Annotated in this window: 18 protein-coding genes; 6 read left to right on the top strand and 12 right to left on the bottom strand. The window is 70.9% G+C overall.

Annotated elements, in window-relative coordinates:
- Positions 1–6: 6 nt before the first annotated feature.
- From ACFPCY_RS39470 to ACFPCY_RS39460, 3 genes are all read right to left on the bottom strand, one after another.
- The gene (locus ACFPCY_RS39470) at positions 7–204 is read right to left on the bottom strand and encodes a hypothetical protein (RefSeq protein ID WP_378264350.1); all 198 of its coding nucleotides are present in this window, start codon (positions 202–204) and stop codon (positions 7–9) included.
- Positions 205–332: 128 nt separating this feature from the next.
- On the bottom strand, positions 333–665 hold the full coding sequence (locus ACFPCY_RS39465) for a nuclear transport factor 2 family protein (RefSeq protein ID WP_378264348.1): 333 nt from the start codon (positions 663–665) through the stop codon (positions 333–335).
- Positions 662–2,056 (bottom strand): MFS transporter, encoded by a 1,395-nt coding sequence (locus tag ACFPCY_RS39460; RefSeq protein WP_378264346.1) that lies wholly within the window; start codon positions 2,054–2,056, stop codon positions 662–664. The genes ACFPCY_RS39465 and ACFPCY_RS39460 overlap by 4 nt, the downstream gene beginning before the upstream one ends.
- A gap of 85 nt (positions 2,057–2,141) precedes the next feature.
- Here ACFPCY_RS39460 and ACFPCY_RS39455 point away from each other — a divergent pair, with 85 nt between their 5' ends.
- Complete coding sequence (locus ACFPCY_RS39455) at positions 2,142–2,852, top strand: TetR/AcrR family transcriptional regulator (protein ID WP_378264345.1); 711 nt, start codon at positions 2,142–2,144, stop codon at positions 2,850–2,852.
- 56 nt (positions 2,853–2,908) lie between these two features.
- The gene (locus ACFPCY_RS39450) at positions 2,909–3,565 is read left to right on the top strand and encodes a maleylpyruvate isomerase N-terminal domain-containing protein (RefSeq protein ID WP_378264343.1); all 657 of its coding nucleotides are present in this window, start codon (positions 2,909–2,911) and stop codon (positions 3,563–3,565) included.
- Positions 3,566–3,594: 29 nt separating this feature from the next.
- Here the strand turns inward: ACFPCY_RS39450 and ACFPCY_RS39445 are convergent, their stop codons facing one another.
- The 4 genes from ACFPCY_RS39445 to ACFPCY_RS39430 all read right to left on the bottom strand — a co-directional run bounded on the left by ACFPCY_RS39445 (position 3,595) and on the right by ACFPCY_RS39430 (position 5,146).
- Positions 3,595–3,861 (bottom strand): hypothetical protein, encoded by a 267-nt coding sequence (locus ACFPCY_RS39445; RefSeq protein ID WP_378264341.1) that lies wholly within the window; start codon positions 3,859–3,861, stop codon positions 3,595–3,597.
- A 92-nt stretch (positions 3,862–3,953) separates the two neighbouring features.
- Complete coding sequence (locus ACFPCY_RS39440) at positions 3,954–4,133, bottom strand: DUF397 domain-containing protein (protein ID WP_378264339.1); 180 nt, start codon at positions 4,131–4,133, stop codon at positions 3,954–3,956.
- Complete coding sequence (locus tag ACFPCY_RS39435; RefSeq protein WP_378264337.1) at positions 4,126–4,317, bottom strand: DUF397 domain-containing protein; 192 nt, start codon at positions 4,315–4,317, stop codon at positions 4,126–4,128. Before ACFPCY_RS39435 ends, ACFPCY_RS39440 begins: the two co-directional genes overlap by 8 nt.
- On the bottom strand, positions 4,310–5,146 hold the full coding sequence (locus ACFPCY_RS39430; protein ID WP_378264335.1) for a helix-turn-helix domain-containing protein: 837 nt from the start codon (positions 5,144–5,146) through the stop codon (positions 4,310–4,312). Before ACFPCY_RS39430 ends, ACFPCY_RS39435 begins: the two co-directional genes overlap by 8 nt.
- A 31-nt stretch (positions 5,147–5,177) precedes the next feature.
- On the opposite strand from ACFPCY_RS39430, the gene ACFPCY_RS39425 reads away from it, so the two are divergent.
- A complete protein-coding gene (locus ACFPCY_RS39425; RefSeq protein WP_378264333.1) occupies positions 5,178–5,750 on the top strand; it encodes an ATP-binding protein in 573 nt (190 codons plus the stop codon).
- Here the strand turns inward: ACFPCY_RS39425 and ACFPCY_RS39420 are convergent.
- Entirely contained in the window at positions 5,704–6,561 is an 858-nt protein-coding gene (locus ACFPCY_RS39420; RefSeq protein WP_378264331.1) for a helix-turn-helix transcriptional regulator, read from the bottom strand. The two genes, ACFPCY_RS39425 and ACFPCY_RS39420, sit on opposite strands and share 47 nt — an antisense overlap.
- A 103-nt stretch (positions 6,562–6,664) precedes the next feature.
- Here ACFPCY_RS39420 and ACFPCY_RS39415 point away from each other — a divergent pair, with 103 nt between their 5' ends.
- Entirely contained in the window at positions 6,665–7,396 is a 732-nt protein-coding gene (locus ACFPCY_RS39415) for an SDR family oxidoreductase (RefSeq protein WP_378264329.1), read from the top strand.
- 86 nt (positions 7,397–7,482) lie between these two features.
- Here ACFPCY_RS39415 and ACFPCY_RS39410 read toward each other — a convergent pair whose 3' ends face one another.
- The 3 genes from ACFPCY_RS39410 to ACFPCY_RS39400 form a co-directional block, all read right to left on the bottom strand.
- On the bottom strand, positions 7,483–8,739 hold the full coding sequence (locus ACFPCY_RS39410) for a cytochrome P450 (protein ID WP_378264327.1): 1,257 nt from the start codon (positions 8,737–8,739) through the stop codon (positions 7,483–7,485).
- Positions 8,740–8,791: 52 nt separating this feature from the next.
- Entirely contained in the window at positions 8,792–10,042 is a 1,251-nt protein-coding gene (locus ACFPCY_RS39405) for a cytochrome P450 (RefSeq protein ID WP_378264325.1), read from the bottom strand.
- 104 nt (positions 10,043–10,146) lie between these two features.
- Entirely contained in the window at positions 10,147–11,031 is an 885-nt protein-coding gene (locus ACFPCY_RS39400) for an alpha/beta fold hydrolase (protein ID WP_378264323.1), read from the bottom strand.
- A 183-nt stretch (positions 11,032–11,214) separates the two neighbouring features.
- Between ACFPCY_RS39400 and ACFPCY_RS39395 the strand changes: the two genes are divergently transcribed.
- Positions 11,215–12,588, top strand: coding sequence for an aspartate aminotransferase family protein (locus ACFPCY_RS39395; RefSeq protein ID WP_378264321.1), 1,374 nt, complete (start codon positions 11,215–11,217; stop codon positions 12,586–12,588).
- A gap of 56 nt (positions 12,589–12,644) precedes the next feature.
- Here the strand turns inward: ACFPCY_RS39395 and ACFPCY_RS39390 are convergent, their stop codons facing one another.
- Positions 12,645–14,198: a GMC family oxidoreductase gene (locus ACFPCY_RS39390; RefSeq protein ID WP_378264319.1), complete on the bottom strand. Its 1,554-nt coding sequence runs from the start codon at positions 14,196–14,198 to the stop codon at positions 12,645–12,647.
- A gap of 178 nt (positions 14,199–14,376) precedes the next feature.
- On the opposite strand from ACFPCY_RS39390, the gene ACFPCY_RS39385 reads away from it, so the two are divergent.
- On the top strand, positions 14,377–15,120 hold the full coding sequence (locus tag ACFPCY_RS39385; RefSeq protein ID WP_378264317.1) for a hypothetical protein: 744 nt from the start codon (positions 14,377–14,379) through the stop codon (positions 15,118–15,120).
- Positions 15,121–15,138: the final 18 nt, after the last annotated feature.

The raw sequence follows: 15,138 nt of genomic DNA, 5'->3' as shown, positions 1-15,138 counted from the left end.
GTTCGCTCACAACGAGTCGAGATCGACGGCCGCGGCCATCGCCTCGTATCCGGCGCCGTTCGGGTGCAGGCCATCCCCGGAGTCGTGGCGCGGGTCGAGCGTGTCGCCCTTCGCCGCCGCGCCGCCCGCGCTCGCCGCGATGGTCAGGCCCGCGACGCGCAGGGGTGTCGTGCCGTAGCGGTTCGACAGCCTGACGCGCAGCACGCCGCCGCCGCGGGTGAGCCGGACGGTCTGGCGGATCGTCCGGTCGGTGAAGCCCTCCTCGGACCAGTTGGGGGCGAAGCCGGGGCCGGGTCGCTGCGGTGCGGCGGTCCAGACCGCCGCTCAGCCGCTCACGCGAAGAACCCGATGACGCTTCGGATGCGTCCGCCGGCGAACTCGACCACGTCGTATCCGGTCGCGGCGTCGCCGAGCCTCCAGGTGAACAGGGCGCGATCGTGGTGGACGCCGATCAGCTCGCCGAGGCTGAACCGCAGGTCGCCGAGCTTGGTGTGGGCGAGGGCGATCGCGTCCGAGAGGGCGGCGTGTCCGCGAAGGCCCTCGTAGTCGGGGTCCGCGTAGAGCGAGTCCTCGGACAGGACGGATTCCATGAGCTTCAGGCGGGCGGCGGCGTCCCGCTCGTTCCAGATGTCGAGGTAGGCGTTGATCAGTTCGGTGACGTTCACTGGACGGCTCCTTCGAGTTCGATCGACTTCTCGGGTCGGGAAAGGGTTCGAGCGGGCTTGAGGACGAGGGCGACCAGGCCGCCCGCGACGGTGACGGCGGCGGCCGTCCAGCCGGCGGCGTGCAGACCTTCGAGCGGCTGGGCCGAGGACGTGGCGATCGCGACGAGGACCGCCAGGCCCATCGCGCCGCCGACCTCCTTGGCCGTGCTGGCCAGCCCGGACGCGACGCCCTGCTCCTGCGGCGCGACGCCGGCCCCGGCGGACGCGAAGAGGGTGACGAAGCCGATGCCGCCGAACAGGCCCCAGATCACCGAGCCGGGCAGCAGCGTCCAGAAGCCGCCGCCGGACGTGGTGCCCGCGACCAGCGCCGCGATGCCCGCGCCGGTGCCGGCCATGGAGAGGGCCAGCGTCGTGCGGATCCCCCAGCGTCCGAGCAGCGCCGGGGTGGCCTTCAGCGCGGCGATCATGCAGACGAGCGTGAGCGGCAGGAACGTCAGCCCCGCTTCGAGCGAGCTGTAGCCGAGCACGGGCTGCAGGTAGGTCGTCAGGATGAAGTAGCCGCCGCCGAGCGTCCCCTGGAAGATCGCGATCACGACCATCGTCGTGGACAGGCTCCGGCCGCGCACCAGCCGCAGCGGGATCAGCGGATCGCGGGTCCGCGTCTCGACCAGGACCAGCAGCGCCAGCAGCACGGCGCCGGCCGCGAACGCGCCCGCGCTGCGGATCGAGAACCAGCCGGCGTCCGGGCCGCTGGCCAGGCCGAACACGAGCAGGGCCGAGCCCGCCGTGGCGAGCAGCGCCCCCGGCACGTCGAACGGGCCGGGCGTGCGGGCGGGGTCGGCGGGCAGCACGCGCGGCGCGAGCGCGGCACTGCCGAGCGCCAGCGGCACGTTGACGAAGAAGACCCACTCCCAGCCCAGGTAGTTCGTCAGCACTCCGCCGAGGAGGGAACCCGCGGCGAGCCCCGCGCTGCCCGCCATGCCCCACGCGCCGAGGGCGCGGTTGCGCTCGGGTCCTTCGGCGAAGCTCCGGTAGATGAGGGTGAGCGTCGCGGGGCTGAGCATCGCGCCGCCCGCTCCCTGGACGGCCCGCGCGGCGACCAGCGTCCCGGCGTCCGGCGCGAGGCCGCCCGCCAGCGAGGACACGGCGTAGAGCGCGAGGCCGATCATGAACATCCGGCGCGCGCCGAGCCGGTCCACGGCCCGTCCGCCGAAGAGCAGGAGCCCGCCGAGGCCGACCGCGTAGGCGCTGACCACCCACTGCACCGACGACGAGCCGAATCCGAGCGCGCGCCCGACGTCGGGCAGCGCCACGTACACGATGTTGTAGTCCAAAGCCACGATGAGCTGCGTGAACGCCAGCAGCCCGAGGCGTAGTCGATGCCGTTCCATTCCACATCCTGCATGCCGTTGATTTACTACACGCCGTTCAGAAGACACACGCCGTACAGTAGCCCAACGCTGTAGAGTGTCAAGGGTGAGCGAGCAGGCGACCACCCGCAGGGCCCGGCTGCGGGCGCAGACCAGCGACGAGATCAAGGCGATCGCGCTCCGGCTGATGGCCGGCGGCGGCCCGGACGCCATCTCGCTGCGCGCCATCGCCCGCGAGATGGGCATGACGGCGGGCGCGATCTACAGCTACTTCGCGACCCGCGACGACCTCGTCACGACGCTGATCGGCGATGTGTACACCGCGCTCGTGGACGCGGTCGAGGCCGCCCGCGACACCGTCCCCGAGTCGGACGCGGGCGGCCGGATCCTCGCCTGGGCGGACGCCCTGCGCGCCTGGTCGCTGGCCAACCCCGAGGGCTTCCGGTTGATCTACGGTGATCCCGTCCCCGGCTACCGGGCGCCGGACGACGGGCCGGGCAAGGCCGCCGAGGTCCGCGCCTGCTCGGGCCTCACCGGCCTGGTCGCCGCCGCCTGGCCGACGGCCTCACCCCTGGTCCGGGACGTCCGCGACTACTCGTGGGACGACTTCGACCCGAGCCTCGTCGCGCACGTCCGCGCGGAGTTCCCCGACCTGCCCCCGGCCGCGCTCGCGCTCACCCTGCGCGTCTGGGGCCGCATGCACGGGCTCCTCGCCCTGGAGATCTACGGCCACCTCAGTCCGCTGATCGGGGACCCGGCGACCATCTACCTGGACGAGATGCGCGCCCTGGTCGCCTCCCTCGGCCTGGACCCCTGACCGTCCGCCGGGAAAAGTCGTTGTCGGGCCCGCGCCCCGCCGTTAGCGTGCGGCGGATGGACCATTTCTCGCGCGCGTGGACGGCCCTGCTCACCGCGGTGGCCGAGACCCCCGACGAGGATTTCGAGAAGCCGTCCGGATGCGTCGGCTGGTCGATCCGCGACCTGGCCTGCCATCTGGTCATCGACGCCCAGGACGTCCTGATCACCCTGGTCACCCCCGCCGACGCCGAGCCGACCGCGAACGCCGCGACCTACTGGCGCCTCCAGGACGAGCCCCCGACCGGCGACGACCCCCTCGACGCCCTGATCCCCCGCCTCGCCGCCGCGTACGGCGAACCGCGCTGGCTGAAGTTCCACCTGGACGACGTAGGCTCAGCCGCCGCCCGAGCCGCCGACCTCGCCGACCCCACAGCCCGCATCAGCACCCAGGACATGGTCCTAACTGCCGGCGACTACCTGTCCGCCTACGTCCTCGAATGGACGCTGCACCATCTGGACCTCATCGCCCACCTGCCGTCCGCCCCCGAGCCCCCGCCCGAGTCCACAGCAGCAGCCCGCGCCCTCCTAGAAGAGATCGCCCAAGCCAAGTTCCCAACGTCCTTCACCGACAAAGACGCCCTCCTGGTAGGCACCGGCCGCCGCACCCCCACCCCCAAAGAGAAAGCGGCCCTAGGCCCCCTGGCCCCCCGCCTCCCCCTCATCCTCGGCTGAGCCCGCCTCGCGACCGCGGGCGGCGAGACTCATCCGGCCGGCGTGCTCGCCTGGTGTTCGCGGACGCGACGGAGGAGGTCATCGCGGATCTCGTACAGCGCGCCGACCGGGTCCTGCCGGGTCGTGGTCAGGTCGTCGCCGGTCAGCCCGGGCATAAAGAAGGACTTGCCGGACCGGAGCCGTCCTCGCAGGTGATGGTTCTTGCCACCGCGCCTCGGGGTTTCCTTCACGTAGACGTCGGTGATCTCGTCCCAAACGAACGTGCGGTCATGCCAGAGCCAGCTCGTTACCGTCACCTGCTCAGTTACGGGACGCTTCGCTCACGCGAACGCCCGAGGGCGCGAAGCCGGAAGAGCGCGCCACCCAACGGGTGACGCGCTCCTCGTCGTCAGCTGTCGATCTGCCGCAACAGCTCGGCCAGCTCCGCCCGCGACAAGCTCAGATGCCCCGCACGAGCATCCTTGCTGTCCCGAAGCCCAATGCCGCCGACCAGGTCAGCCAGCTCGACGCAATCCCCCTGCTCCGTCCCGCTGTAGCTCGACTTTCGCCAGGTGGCGTGATCATTCACGGGACGTCTCGTTCACGCGTCCTAGTAGTTCGGCGAGCGCCGAACGCGACAGGTTCAGGTGCCCCATTTCCGGAGCCTTGCTGTCGCGAAGTCCCACGACATTCGCCAAGTCAGCGAGTTCGATGCAGGCCCCTTGCTCGGGGCCGCTGGCCTTGGCCTTACGCCAGACGGGCTGATCAGTCACGGAACGCCTCCATAACTCGCCGGATCAGCTCGATCGAGCGCTCGATGCTCAAGGCCGATCCGCTGATCCGCTCGTACCTCAGAGCGTACTTCAGCACCTCGGCAGGCGACGCTATCAGCCGCCCTGCGCCCGGCGCCTCGGTGTATGCGACGTCTCCCCAGGGCTCCCCGGTGAGGAGCTGAAAAGAACCAGCGAGCCCGGCGTGCGCGCCGCACTCCCACGACCGCGGCACCACTCGCACCATGACGTGCGGCAACTCGGCAATCTCCAATAGAGTGCCGAGCTGCTCGCGCATGATGCGCGGTGACCCCACAGGCCACTCCAGGGCGTTCTGGCTGAGCAGCAGCGAGATATTCGGAAGATCCGTTTCGCGCGTGAGCATCTCCTGACGCTGAAGCCGCTCCAGGACACGGCTCTCAATGTCGGTCTCGATGGACGAGACCATGAGCGCGCGGGCATATTCCTCGGTCTGGAAGAGCCCTGTGACGACGTCCGCTTCGTAGAGACGGAGCCACGTCGCCGCCTGCTCGAACTTGACGTACTGCGGGAACCACTCCGGATCGTGACCGAAGCTCGCATACCAGACGAGCAGCGCGAAGAGATCGACCGTCCCCAACGCGATATCGGCTTTTTCAGCGAGGACAAGATCGAGCCGCTCATCGCCGCGCTCGATCCGGGAAACTTTCGACTTGCTGATCTGGAGGGCGCGTCCGAGCGCCTCACCGGACAAACCCTTCCGTTTCCGCGTCTGCCGCAGGTAGTGAGCGGTGAGATCCCACATGTTGCTCTTGGGATCCGGCAGTCGAAGCAGAGACTCACGCGTCGCCATGGCCGCACCTCGCTTTCCCAATGTTTCCCAGATGCTGACCGTACACGCGACATCACAGCGCGTCAGGAGAACTGTGTCTTTGACGGCACGACTTCTTGAAGGGCGGGTGGCGCGGGTGAGGGACGGGGCGCGGGACGGCGGGGGGATGTTCCGGCGGGCGTTGTTCGTCAACGCGGACGCGTCGGATACGGCACGACTCCTGACCAGGCAGGTTCTCGCCCAGTGGGGGCATCCGGACCTCCGGGACGACGCGGAGGTGATCGTCGGGGAGTTCGTCGCCAACGTGGCGGCCGTCCAGGCGGCCGGGTCGCTTTTCGGTCTGCGACTTATTCGCGACGAGGGGCACCTTTTGATCGAGGTGCACGACCATTCGCCGGACGAGCCGCGGTGGCCCGCGCCCGATCAGGAGCCCGATCTGCTCGCCGAGTCCGGGCGCGGACTGTTCATGGTGCGGGCGCTCGCGTCGCAGTTCGGCCACCGGTTCACGGCGGGCGGGCTGAAGATTGTCTGGGCGACGCTGCTCCTGCCCGCCTCGGTGGGAACGGTTGAGAAACCGCTTACAGAACCTGAGAACGCTCGGCCTGCATCTGCTGCGTCCCTATGACGCGGAGAAGTTTCAGCGCCTCGTGGGACGCGGTGCCGGGCGTGGCCGTGTAGAGAATGACCTTCTGGTCCTTTTCCGGGACGACCAGAACGTCGCAGTGCAGTTCGATCGGCCCGACGGCCGGATGGGTCATCGTCTTCCTGTTGGTGCGGCGGATCTCCACGTCGTGCTCGGCCCACACGCGGCGGAACAGCTCGCTCTTCTCCAGCAGCTCGGCCAGCAGGCCCTTGATCCCCGGGTCGTGCGGGTAGCGCCCCTGGGCGGCGCGGAGATCGGCGGCGGACTCGCGGGCGAACTGGTAGAACTCGCTCTCCGGGCAGATGTCGGCCGCGCCCTCCACCAGGAAGAACCAGCGGATCGGGTTGCGGTCGTCCGGCGGCAGCGTGGAGAAGTCGACCATGAGGGCCGCCGCCATCGCGTTCCACGCGAGCACGTTGTACGCGGCGTCCATCACGTACGCGGGGGTGTCGTCCATGCGCTCCAGCAGGTGGACGATCCCCGCCGGCACGTCCTGCGGCGGGCCCTGCGGCGGCGTCGGCGGCTCGCCCGCCAGGTTGAACAGGTGCGTGCGCTCGTCGTCGCTCAGCCGCAGCGCGCGGGCCAGCGAACCGAGGATCTGCCTGGACGGGTTGGGCCCGCGCCCCTGCTCCATCCGGATGTAGTAGTCCACCGACATGTCGGCCAGGCGCGCGACCTCCTCCCGCCGAAGGCCCGGCGTGCGGCGCCGCGAGCCCGAGGGCAGGCCGACGTCCTCCGGGCCGACGCGGGCGCGGCGGGTGCGCAGGAACTCTGCGAGCTGGTCCTTCTCCACCCGTCCATTGTCATCTGTTATCGCACGCCAAGGGTGGTATCGCTGATCCCAGCCTCGGGCGGTCTCTCCTCGTGCCGCACGAGCGGAGGCCACGGTGGACGGCATGAGCGAGAAGCGCATCGCCCTGGTCACCGGGGCCAACAAGGGAATCGGGTTCGAGACGGCGCGGATGCTGGGCCGCGAGGGGATGACCGTCCTCGTCGGGGCGCGGGCGGCCGAACGCGGCGAGCCGGCGGCGGGCGTCCTCGCCGACGAGGGCATCGACGCCCGGTTCGTCCAACTGGACGTCACCGACGAGGAGAGCGTCCGGGCCGCCGCCAAGTGGGTCGAGGCCGAGTTCGGCCGGCTGGACGTCCTGGTCAACAACGCCGGGATCATGCCGCCGGAGAGCAGCGTCTCGCCCAGCGAGGTGCCGATCGCGGCGCTCCGCGCGACGTACGAGACGAACGTGTTCGGCGTCGTCACCGTCACGAACGCGTTCCTCCCGCTGCTGCGCCGCGCCGACGCCGCGCGGATCGTGAACGTGTCGAGCGAGCTGGGTTCGCTGACGCTGCTCAGCGATCCGGAGAGCGCCTTCTACCCGTTCAACCTCCTGGCCTACAACTCGTCCAAGTCGGCCCTGAACGGTGTCACCCTCGCGTATGCGAAGGAACTCGCCGACACCGGGATCAAGGTGAACGCCGCCAACCCCGGCTACACCGCGACCGACATCAACATGCACAGCGGCCCGCAGACCGTCGAGGAGGGCGCGGGCTACGTCGTCCCGCTCGCGCTGCTCCCCGAGGACGGCCCGTCCGGCGGCTTCTTCACCGGCACCGAGCCCCTGCCCTGGTAGGCCCGGCGGCTCGGAGCCCCGGCGGCTCAGGACCGGACGGCTCAGAGCCCGGCTGCTCAGAGCCCGGCGGCTCAGAGCCCGGCTGCTCAGAACTCGCATTCCAGGTGCTTGACGCCGTTGACGAACGCCGACTCCAGCCGGACGGGCTCGGCGGCGGCGCGGATGCCCGGCAGGCGGCGGAACAGCTCGCGGTACATGACCGTGATCTCCTGCCGGGCGAGGTGCGCGCCGAGGCAGAAGTGCGGGCCGGGCGCGCCGAAGCCGAGGTGCGGGTTCGGGGACCGGGTGATGTCGAAGACGTCCGGATCCTCGAACACGTCCTCGTCGCGGTTGGCCGAGCAGTAGTACATGAGGACCTTGTCGCCGTCCTTGAACCGATGGCCGCCCAGCTCGTGGTCGCGCGTGACGGTGCGGCGCATGTACGAGACGGGCGAGGAGTACCGGACGATCTCCTCCACCGCGGTCGGGGCGTGCTTCTCGAAGTCCGACATCCAGAGCTCGCGCTGCCCGGGATGGCGGGTGAGCAGCGTGAGGCCGTGCGCGATCGCGTTCCGGGTCGTCTCGTTGCCCGCGATGATCAGCAGGATGAAGAACGAGCCGAGCTCCTTGTCGGTGAGCGACTCGCCCTCGACGTTCGCCTGCATGAGGACGGAGGTCAGGTCGTCGCGCGGCCGGTCCGCGCGCTCGGCGGCCAGGTCGTAGACGATCTGCCGCAGCTCCTCGCCCGCCTCGATCACCTTCGGGCCGATCTCGGCGAGATCGGACACGAACTCGGGGTCGAACGAGCCGATGATGAGGTTGGACAGCTCGAACACCCGGTCGTGCTTGTCCGCCGGGACGCCCATGAGGTCGCAGATGATCGTCAGCGGCAGCCGGCCGGCGACGCGGGTGACGAAGTCGCCGCCGCCGCTCGGCCGGAAGTCCTCGATGACCCGGACGGCCACCTCGTCGATCACGTCGGTGATGCGGGCGATCACGCGGGCGGTGAAGGCGCGCGAGACGATCCGGCGCAGGCGGGCGTGGCGCGGGTCGTCCATGGTGAGCATGGAGCCGAAGTACTCCATGAACTCCGGCGGCGGGTCGAGCACTCCGGCGACCGTGCCGCGCGAGGAGCAGAACACGTCGGGACGGCGGCTGGCCTCGACGATGTCGGCGTGCCTGACCAGCGCGTAGTGGCCGTCCCCGCGGGTGAACCCGAACGCCTCCATGCCGGCGATCTCGGGTTCGTCGAAGTGGGCCGGACGGTCCAGGCGGCGCAGCGCCGCGAACGCCGCGGCGCGCTCCTCCAGGGGCCGGGTCCAGAACTCCATGTCACCGAGGTCGAAGTCGTCCGGGTTGACCATGGCACCGCCTCTCCCGCGCGTCCCTCCCATCGTGACAAAGCAAGCGCTTGCGTCAACCCCGGGTGTAGGCCAGGCGCTTGACGCCGTTGATGAAGTTCGACTCCAGCCGGTCCGGCTCGCCGGTCGAGCGGATCTTCGGGAACGCCGCGAAGAGCTCGCGGAACATCACCGTGATCTCGTGCCTGGCGAGGTGCGCGCCGAGGCAGAAGTGCGGACCGGGGCCGCCGAACCCGACGTGCGGGTTCGGCGCGCGCAGGATGTCGAAGCGGTCGGGATCGGTGAACACGGTCTCGTCGCGGTTGGCAGAGCCGTAGTAGAGCACGAGCTTCTCGCCCTCCTTCACCGCGTAGCCGTTCAGCTCGGTGTCGCGGGTGGCGGTGCGGCGCATCCAGATCACCGGCGACACGTACCGGACGATCTCCTCGACCGCGCCGGCGATCCGGCCCTCGAAGCCGGCGGTGAGCAGGGCGCGCTGGTCGGGGTGCGCGGTGAACAGGTGCAGGCCGTGCGCGATGGCGTTGCGCGTCGTCTCGTTCCCGGCGACGACGAGCAGGATGAAGAACGAGCCGAGCTCCTGGTCGGTCAGCGACTCGCCGTCGATGTCGGCGGTGACCAGCGCGGAGACGAGGTCGTCGGCCGGGTCGGCGCGGCGCGCGCGGCCCAACTCCTCGACGATGCCCTTGAGCCTCTCCCCCGCCGCGAGCAGCGCGAGCGCGGCCTCCTCGGGGTCGGCGGCGGGCAGGAACTCGGGGTCGTTGCCCGCGAGGATGACGTTGGTCGCGGCGAGCACGTCGTCGTAGTGCTCCTCGCCGACGCCCATCATGTCGCAGATGATCTTCAGGGGCAGGCGGCAGGCGACGTCCGCGACGAAGTCGCCGGTGCCGCGCCCGGCGGCCAGGTCCGCCACGATCCCGGCGGCGACCCGCTCGACCCTGTCCTGGAACCGCAGCAGCATGCTCCGCGAGAACGCGCGGGACACGATGCGGCGCAGGCGCGCGTGCCGGGGGTCGTCCATGCCGATCATCGACCCGAAGTACTCGTGCATGTCGCCGGGCATGTCCGGGATGCTGATCGCGCCGCGCCCGGAGCAGAAGTCCTGGGGCCTCCGGGACGCCTCGACGACGTCGGCGTACCGGGTCACCGCCCGGTAGCCGGGGCCGCGCGGGACGATCACGACGTCCGGCTCCTCGAAGCGTGGCAGGTCCGCCTCGTACCGGAGCGTCCGGAACGCGGCGGCGCGCTCGTCCGGCGGGAGCCGCCAGAACGCCCAGTCGGTCAGGTCGATGTCCTCGGCCTTCGGCATCGCGCACCCCTCACGGCGGAACTGAGCAGAATGAGATTCGGTTTACATCCACTCTGCCAGCGTCAAGCGCGCGGACGGAAGGGTCCGGCAGGAAGGGACGGAACTCAGCGGGTGGTGATCCAGTCCAGGATGCGGCGGTTGACCTCGCCCGGGCGGTCCAGGTGCAGGAAGTGGCCCGCGTCCGGGACGAGTTCGGCGCGCGACTCCGGCGGGAGCTGCGCGAGCAGGGCGGCGTGGTCGGCGAACACGGCGTCCGGGCCGAGGCATCCGTCGGACGAGCCGTGCAGGTACAGCGTCGGCTTGCTGCCCGGCTTGGACGCGGCGTCCTGCTCGGACGCGTAGCGCTCCCGGTGCCGGGTCGGGTCGAGCATCGCCCGGTAGTAGCCGATCGCCGCCTCCATGTGCGCCGGGGTCGCCATGCACGCCATGAACCGCGTGACGTCGTCGGACGCGTCGAACCCCGGCGACCAGTCGCGCCACAGCCCGGCGACGAAGTCGTCGGACATCGCCATCGCGGCCAGCGGCGTCTGCATGAGGAAGATGTAGAACGACCGCTTGAGCTGCTCGTAGGCGAAGAACGAGTGCAGCATCGCGCCCATCGGCGGGACGGCCAGCGTGACGACCCGCCGCCAGCGGCCGGGGGCGGCCCCGGACGCGCCGTAGGCGGCGAACGCGCCCCAGTCGTGGCCGATGAGGACGGCGTCGCCGTCCCCGCCGAACACCTCGTGCAGCGCGTTCGCGTCGGCGGCGAGCGCGCCTGTCTGGAATGCGCCGTCCGCCGGGATCGCGGTGGGCGCGTACCCCCGCATGAACGGCGCGACCGCGCGGTACCCGGCGGCGGCCAGCTCGGGCATCAGGTGCCGCCACGTGTGCGCCGAGTCGGGGAAGCCGTGCAGGCAGAGGGCGAGCGGCCCGGACGCGGGTCCCGCCGTGAGGTAGCCGAACTCGAGCCCGTTCGCCTCGACCGTTCCCGTGCCGACGTCCGCCATGAGGTGACCTCCCAAGCGCTCGCTCCGCCCCGACGACCCTACCGAACCGTGACCGGGCTCACGGGATGTACGGATCTCGCAAATACATGGCCGTGTTTACATCGGAATCAGTTGTTAGCTAGCATCTAGACAACTGGATCGCTCGCAGACAGCGAGAGTCCTTCGGCTTTGCGAGGAAGAGTGATGACACACCCGTCCGAGTCGCTTCAGTCGGCCGCCCGCGACCACCTCTGGATGCACTTCGCCCGGCACGCCCCGGTCGCGGCCGGGGCCGAGGTCCCGATGATCGTCCGGGGCGAGGGCGCGTACGTCTTCGACGACAAGGGCCGCCGCTACCTGGACGGTCTCGCCGGGCTGTTCACCGTCCAGGCCGGGCACGGCCGCGAGGAGCTCGCCCAGGCCGCCGCCAAGCAGGCCGCCGAGCTGGCGTTCTTCCCGATCTGGTCCTACGGCCACCCGAAGGCCGTCGAGCTCGCCGCGCGGCTCGCCGACCTCGCGCCCGGCGACCTGAACCGCGTCTTCTTCACCACCGGCGGCGGCGAGGCGGTCGAGAGCGCCTGGAAGCTCGCCAAGCACTACTTCAAGCTGGTCGGCAAGCCGACCAAGCACAAGGTGATCAGCCGCGCGGTCGCCTACCACGGCACCCCGCACGGCGCGCTGTCGATCACCGGGCTGCCCGGCCTCAAGGCCCCGTACGAGCCGCTCGTGCCGTCCGGCTTCCGCGTGCCGAACACCAACCTCTACCGCGCCCCCGAGCACGGCGACGACCCGGAGGCGTTCGGCCGCTGGGCCGCCGACCGGATCGAGGAGGCCATCGAGTTCGAGGGCGCCGACACCGTCGCCGCCGTCTTCCTGGAGCCGGTGCAGAACGCGGGCGGCTGCTTCCCGCCGCCGCCCGGGTACTTCCAGCGCGTCCGGGAGATCTGCGACAAGCACGACGTGCTGCTCGTCTCGGACGAGGTCATCTGCGCGTTCGGACGCCTCGGCACGATGTTCGGCGCCCAGAAGTTCGACTACCAGCCGGACATCATCACCTTCGCCAAGGGGCTGACCTCGGGCTACTCGCCGCTCGGCGGCATGCTCGTCACCGACCGGCTGTTCGAGCCGTTCGCGCAGGGGACGAACATGTTCGCGCACGGCTACACCTTCGGCGGCCACCCGGTGTCGTCGGCCGTCGCGCTCGCCAACCTCGACCTCTTCGAGCGCGAGGACCTGCTCGGCCACGTCTCCCGCAACGAGGCCGCCTTCCGCGCCACTCTGGAGAAGCTGCTCGACCTGCCGATCGTCGGCGACGTCCGCGGCGACGGCTACTTCTACGGGATCGAGCTGGTCAAGGACAAGGCGACCAAGGAGACCTTCGACGGCGACGAGGCCGAGCGGCTGCTGCGCGGCTTCCTCGACAAGGCGCTGTTCGAGAACGGCCTGTACTGCCGCGCCGACGACCGCGGCGACCCGGTCGTCCAGCTCGCGCCGCCGCTGGTCAGCGACCGGACCCAGTTCGACGAGATGGAGCAGATCCTGCGGACCGTCCTGACGGAGGCGTGGGCCAAGCTGTAGCCGAGACGCAGGGCGAGGGGGCGGGGCCTTTCGAGGACCCCGCCCCCTCGCCGCGCTCAGCCCCGGCGGATGAGGTCGGCGGCGCGCTCGCCGACCATGATGGACGGCGCGTTGGTGTGCCCCCGGATGATCTCCGGGAGGACGGACGCGTCCGCGACGCGCAGCCCCTCGACGCCCCGGACGCGCAGGTCCGGATCCACGACCGAGTCGTCGTCCACGCCCATCCGGCAGGTTCCGGTCGGGTGGAAGAGCGTTTCGGCGTGCGCGCGGACGTACGCCTCCAGCGACGCGTCGTCGTCACCGTCCGGATGCGGGAGCATCGGACGTTCCGCGTACCTCGACACGGGCGCGGTGTCCAGCAGCTCCCGTCCCATGCGCAGGCCCTTGACCAGGCGCGGAAGGTCGCCGGGCGCGCTCAGGTAGGCGGGGTCGATCGCGGGCTTGACCGCCGGGTCGCCCGACGCCAGCATCACCCGCCCGGACGACTCCGGCCGCAGCAGGACGATCCCCAGCGTCACGCCGTGCTGGGTCGGCTCCTCCAGCCCCGCGTTGATGAGCGGGACGGGACCGAAGATGAACTCCAGATCCGGCGCCGGCTGCTCCGGGCCGCTGCGCGCGAAGACGGCCGCCTCCCCCACGTTCGAGGTGAACGGCCCGCGCCGCAGCAGCAGGTAGCGGGCGATGTTCGCGCGCGTGGCCGCGCCGACGAGCGTGACCGGCACCGGGCAGTGCCGCAGCAGCATGATCGCCAGATGGTCCTGGAGGTGGCGGCCCACCGCGGGCCGCTCGGCGACCGGCCGGACGCCGTGCTCGCGCAGGTGGTCGGGGTCGCCGACGCCCGACAGCAGGAGCAGGTGCGGCGAGCCGATCGCGCCCGCGCTGAGCACGACCTCGCGGCGGGCCGATACGCGCCGGCCCCCGGCGAGTTCGACGCCGACGGCCCGTCCGCCGTTGAAGAGCACGCGGGTGACGTGCGTCCTCGGCCGGATGTAGAGGTTCTTGCGACGCCCGGCCGGACGCAGGTACGCGTCGGCGGTCGACCAGCGGCGACCGCGCCTCTGGCTCACCGGGACGAGGCCGAACCCCTCGATCTCCGGGCCGTTCAGCTCGGGCAGCGGGGTCAGCCCGGCCGCCCGGCACGACTTCAGGAAGGCGCGGGTCGTGACGTTCGGGTCGCGCTGCTCGGACACCGTGAGGGGGCCGTCCATGCCGTACACCGCGCCCGCGTTGCTGCCGACGCGTCCCTCGGCCCGGCGGAAGTACGGCAGGACGTCGTCGTACGTCCAGCCCGGCACGCCCCAGCCGTCGTAGTCGGCGCGGGCGCCGCGCGCCCACATCATGGCGTTCATCGAGGACGACCCGCCGAGCATCCGGCCGCGCGGCCAGTAGATCTCGCGGCCGTCCAGGCCGTCCTGCTCGGTGGTGTGGAAGTTCCAGTCGAGGGGGGTCTTGAAGAGCTTGGTGAAGGCGGCGGGGATGTGGATCTCCTGCTTGCGGTCCGGTCCTCCGGACTCCAGCAGGGCGACCCGGATCGAGGTGTCCTCCGAGAGCCGCGCGGCGAGCGCCGCCCCGGCGGAGCCCGCGCCGACGATGACGTAGTCGTAGTCCACAGTACGGCGATATCACCTGCACGCTGCGTTAGTAGGAGATCACCGATTTCGGTCTGACCGCCCCGCCGATGTGATACACGCCACAGATCGAGGCCCGAACCCGGTACGTCCCTCCCGCGTCTGGACAATGCACGCTTTCCTTAGCAAGGCCCCCTTTCCAGCGAGAGGACCCCTGCAGATGGCACGCCGCGCTCTAGCCTCCGCAGCCGTCGCCCTGGGCGCGGCCCTGACCCTGACCGGTTGCCTCGGCATCGGCAAGTCCGACTCGAAGTCCGGCTCGTCCGCGGACACCGCCTCCCCCTCCGCCACGTCGTCCGGTTCGGCGAGCCCCTCCGACTCGTCCGGCCCGTCCGGCACCGCGAGCCCGGGCGGCTCCGGACCGGCGTCCGCGCCGACCCCGGCCGGCTGGAAGACCATCGGCGGGCCGGAGAACCAGCTCGCCCTCGCCGTCCCGCCGACCTGGAGCCCGATCTCGCTCAGCGCGGGCGACCTGGAGGACAAGCTCAGCCAGGTCGGCATCCAGGGCGCCGACCAGAACACGATCAAGCAGGGCCTCGCCACCCTCCAGGCGCGGCACGCGATCTACGCGCTCGACCCCAAGTCGGTCATCGACGGGTACGCGACCAACGTCAACGGGCTCTGCCAGAGCACCGGCGGCATCACCCCCGAACTGCTCAAGAGCGCGGTCAGCTCGGGCCTCAGCCGCGTCGGCGCGACCAACCTCACCACCACCGACATGCCGATGGCCGGGCAGCAGGGCGTCCGCGCCGACTACAAGCTGCGCACCGGGACCGGCGTCCTCCAGGGCCGCCAGTACGAGGTGATCGGCTCCGACCGGCTCTGCGTCGTCACCGTGACCGCACGCGACGGTCACATGCCGGACGAAGCCGACGCCATCGCGTCCACCCTCCGTTTCACCTGACCCGGCTGTCCCGGAAGC

This window comes from Actinomadura gamaensis (genome assembly GCF_042652125.1).
Classification (GTDB): Bacteria; Actinomycetota; Actinomycetes; order Streptosporangiales; family Streptosporangiaceae; genus Spirillospora; species Spirillospora gamaensis.
This window is presented reverse-complemented; position numbering and strand designations above follow the sequence as displayed.

Bases quoted from the DNA above. Each gene is read 5' to 3' on its own strand.
- ACFPCY_RS39460 (WP_378264346.1), bottom strand. From the start codon at position 2,056: ATGGAACGGCATCGACTACGCCTCGGGCTGCTGGCGTTCACGCAGCTC.
- ACFPCY_RS39450 (WP_378264343.1), top strand. From the start codon at position 2,909: ATGGACCATTTCTCGCGCGCGTGGACGGCCCTGCTCACCGCGGTGGCC.
- ACFPCY_RS39430 (WP_378264335.1), bottom strand. From the start codon at position 5,146: ATGGCGACGCGTGAGTCTCTGCTTCGACTGCCGGATCCCAAGAGCAAC.
- ACFPCY_RS39425 (WP_378264333.1), top strand. From the start codon at position 5,178: ATGCTGACCGTACACGCGACATCACAGCGCGTCAGGAGAACTGTGTCT.
- ACFPCY_RS39415 (WP_378264329.1), top strand. From the start codon at position 6,665: ATGAGCGAGAAGCGCATCGCCCTGGTCACCGGGGCCAACAAGGGAATC.
- ACFPCY_RS39410 (WP_378264327.1), bottom strand. From the start codon at position 8,739: ATGGTCAACCCGGACGACTTCGACCTCGGTGACATGGAGTTCTGGACC.
- ACFPCY_RS39405 (WP_378264325.1), bottom strand. From the start codon at position 10,042: ATGCCGAAGGCCGAGGACATCGACCTGACCGACTGGGCGTTCTGGCGG.
- ACFPCY_RS39400 (WP_378264323.1), bottom strand. From the start codon at position 11,031: ATGGCGGACGTCGGCACGGGAACGGTCGAGGCGAACGGGCTCGAGTTC.
- ACFPCY_RS39395 (WP_378264321.1), top strand. From the start codon at position 11,215: ATGACACACCCGTCCGAGTCGCTTCAGTCGGCCGCCCGCGACCACCTC.
- ACFPCY_RS39385 (WP_378264317.1), top strand. From the start codon at position 14,377: ATGGCACGCCGCGCTCTAGCCTCCGCAGCCGTCGCCCTGGGCGCGGCC.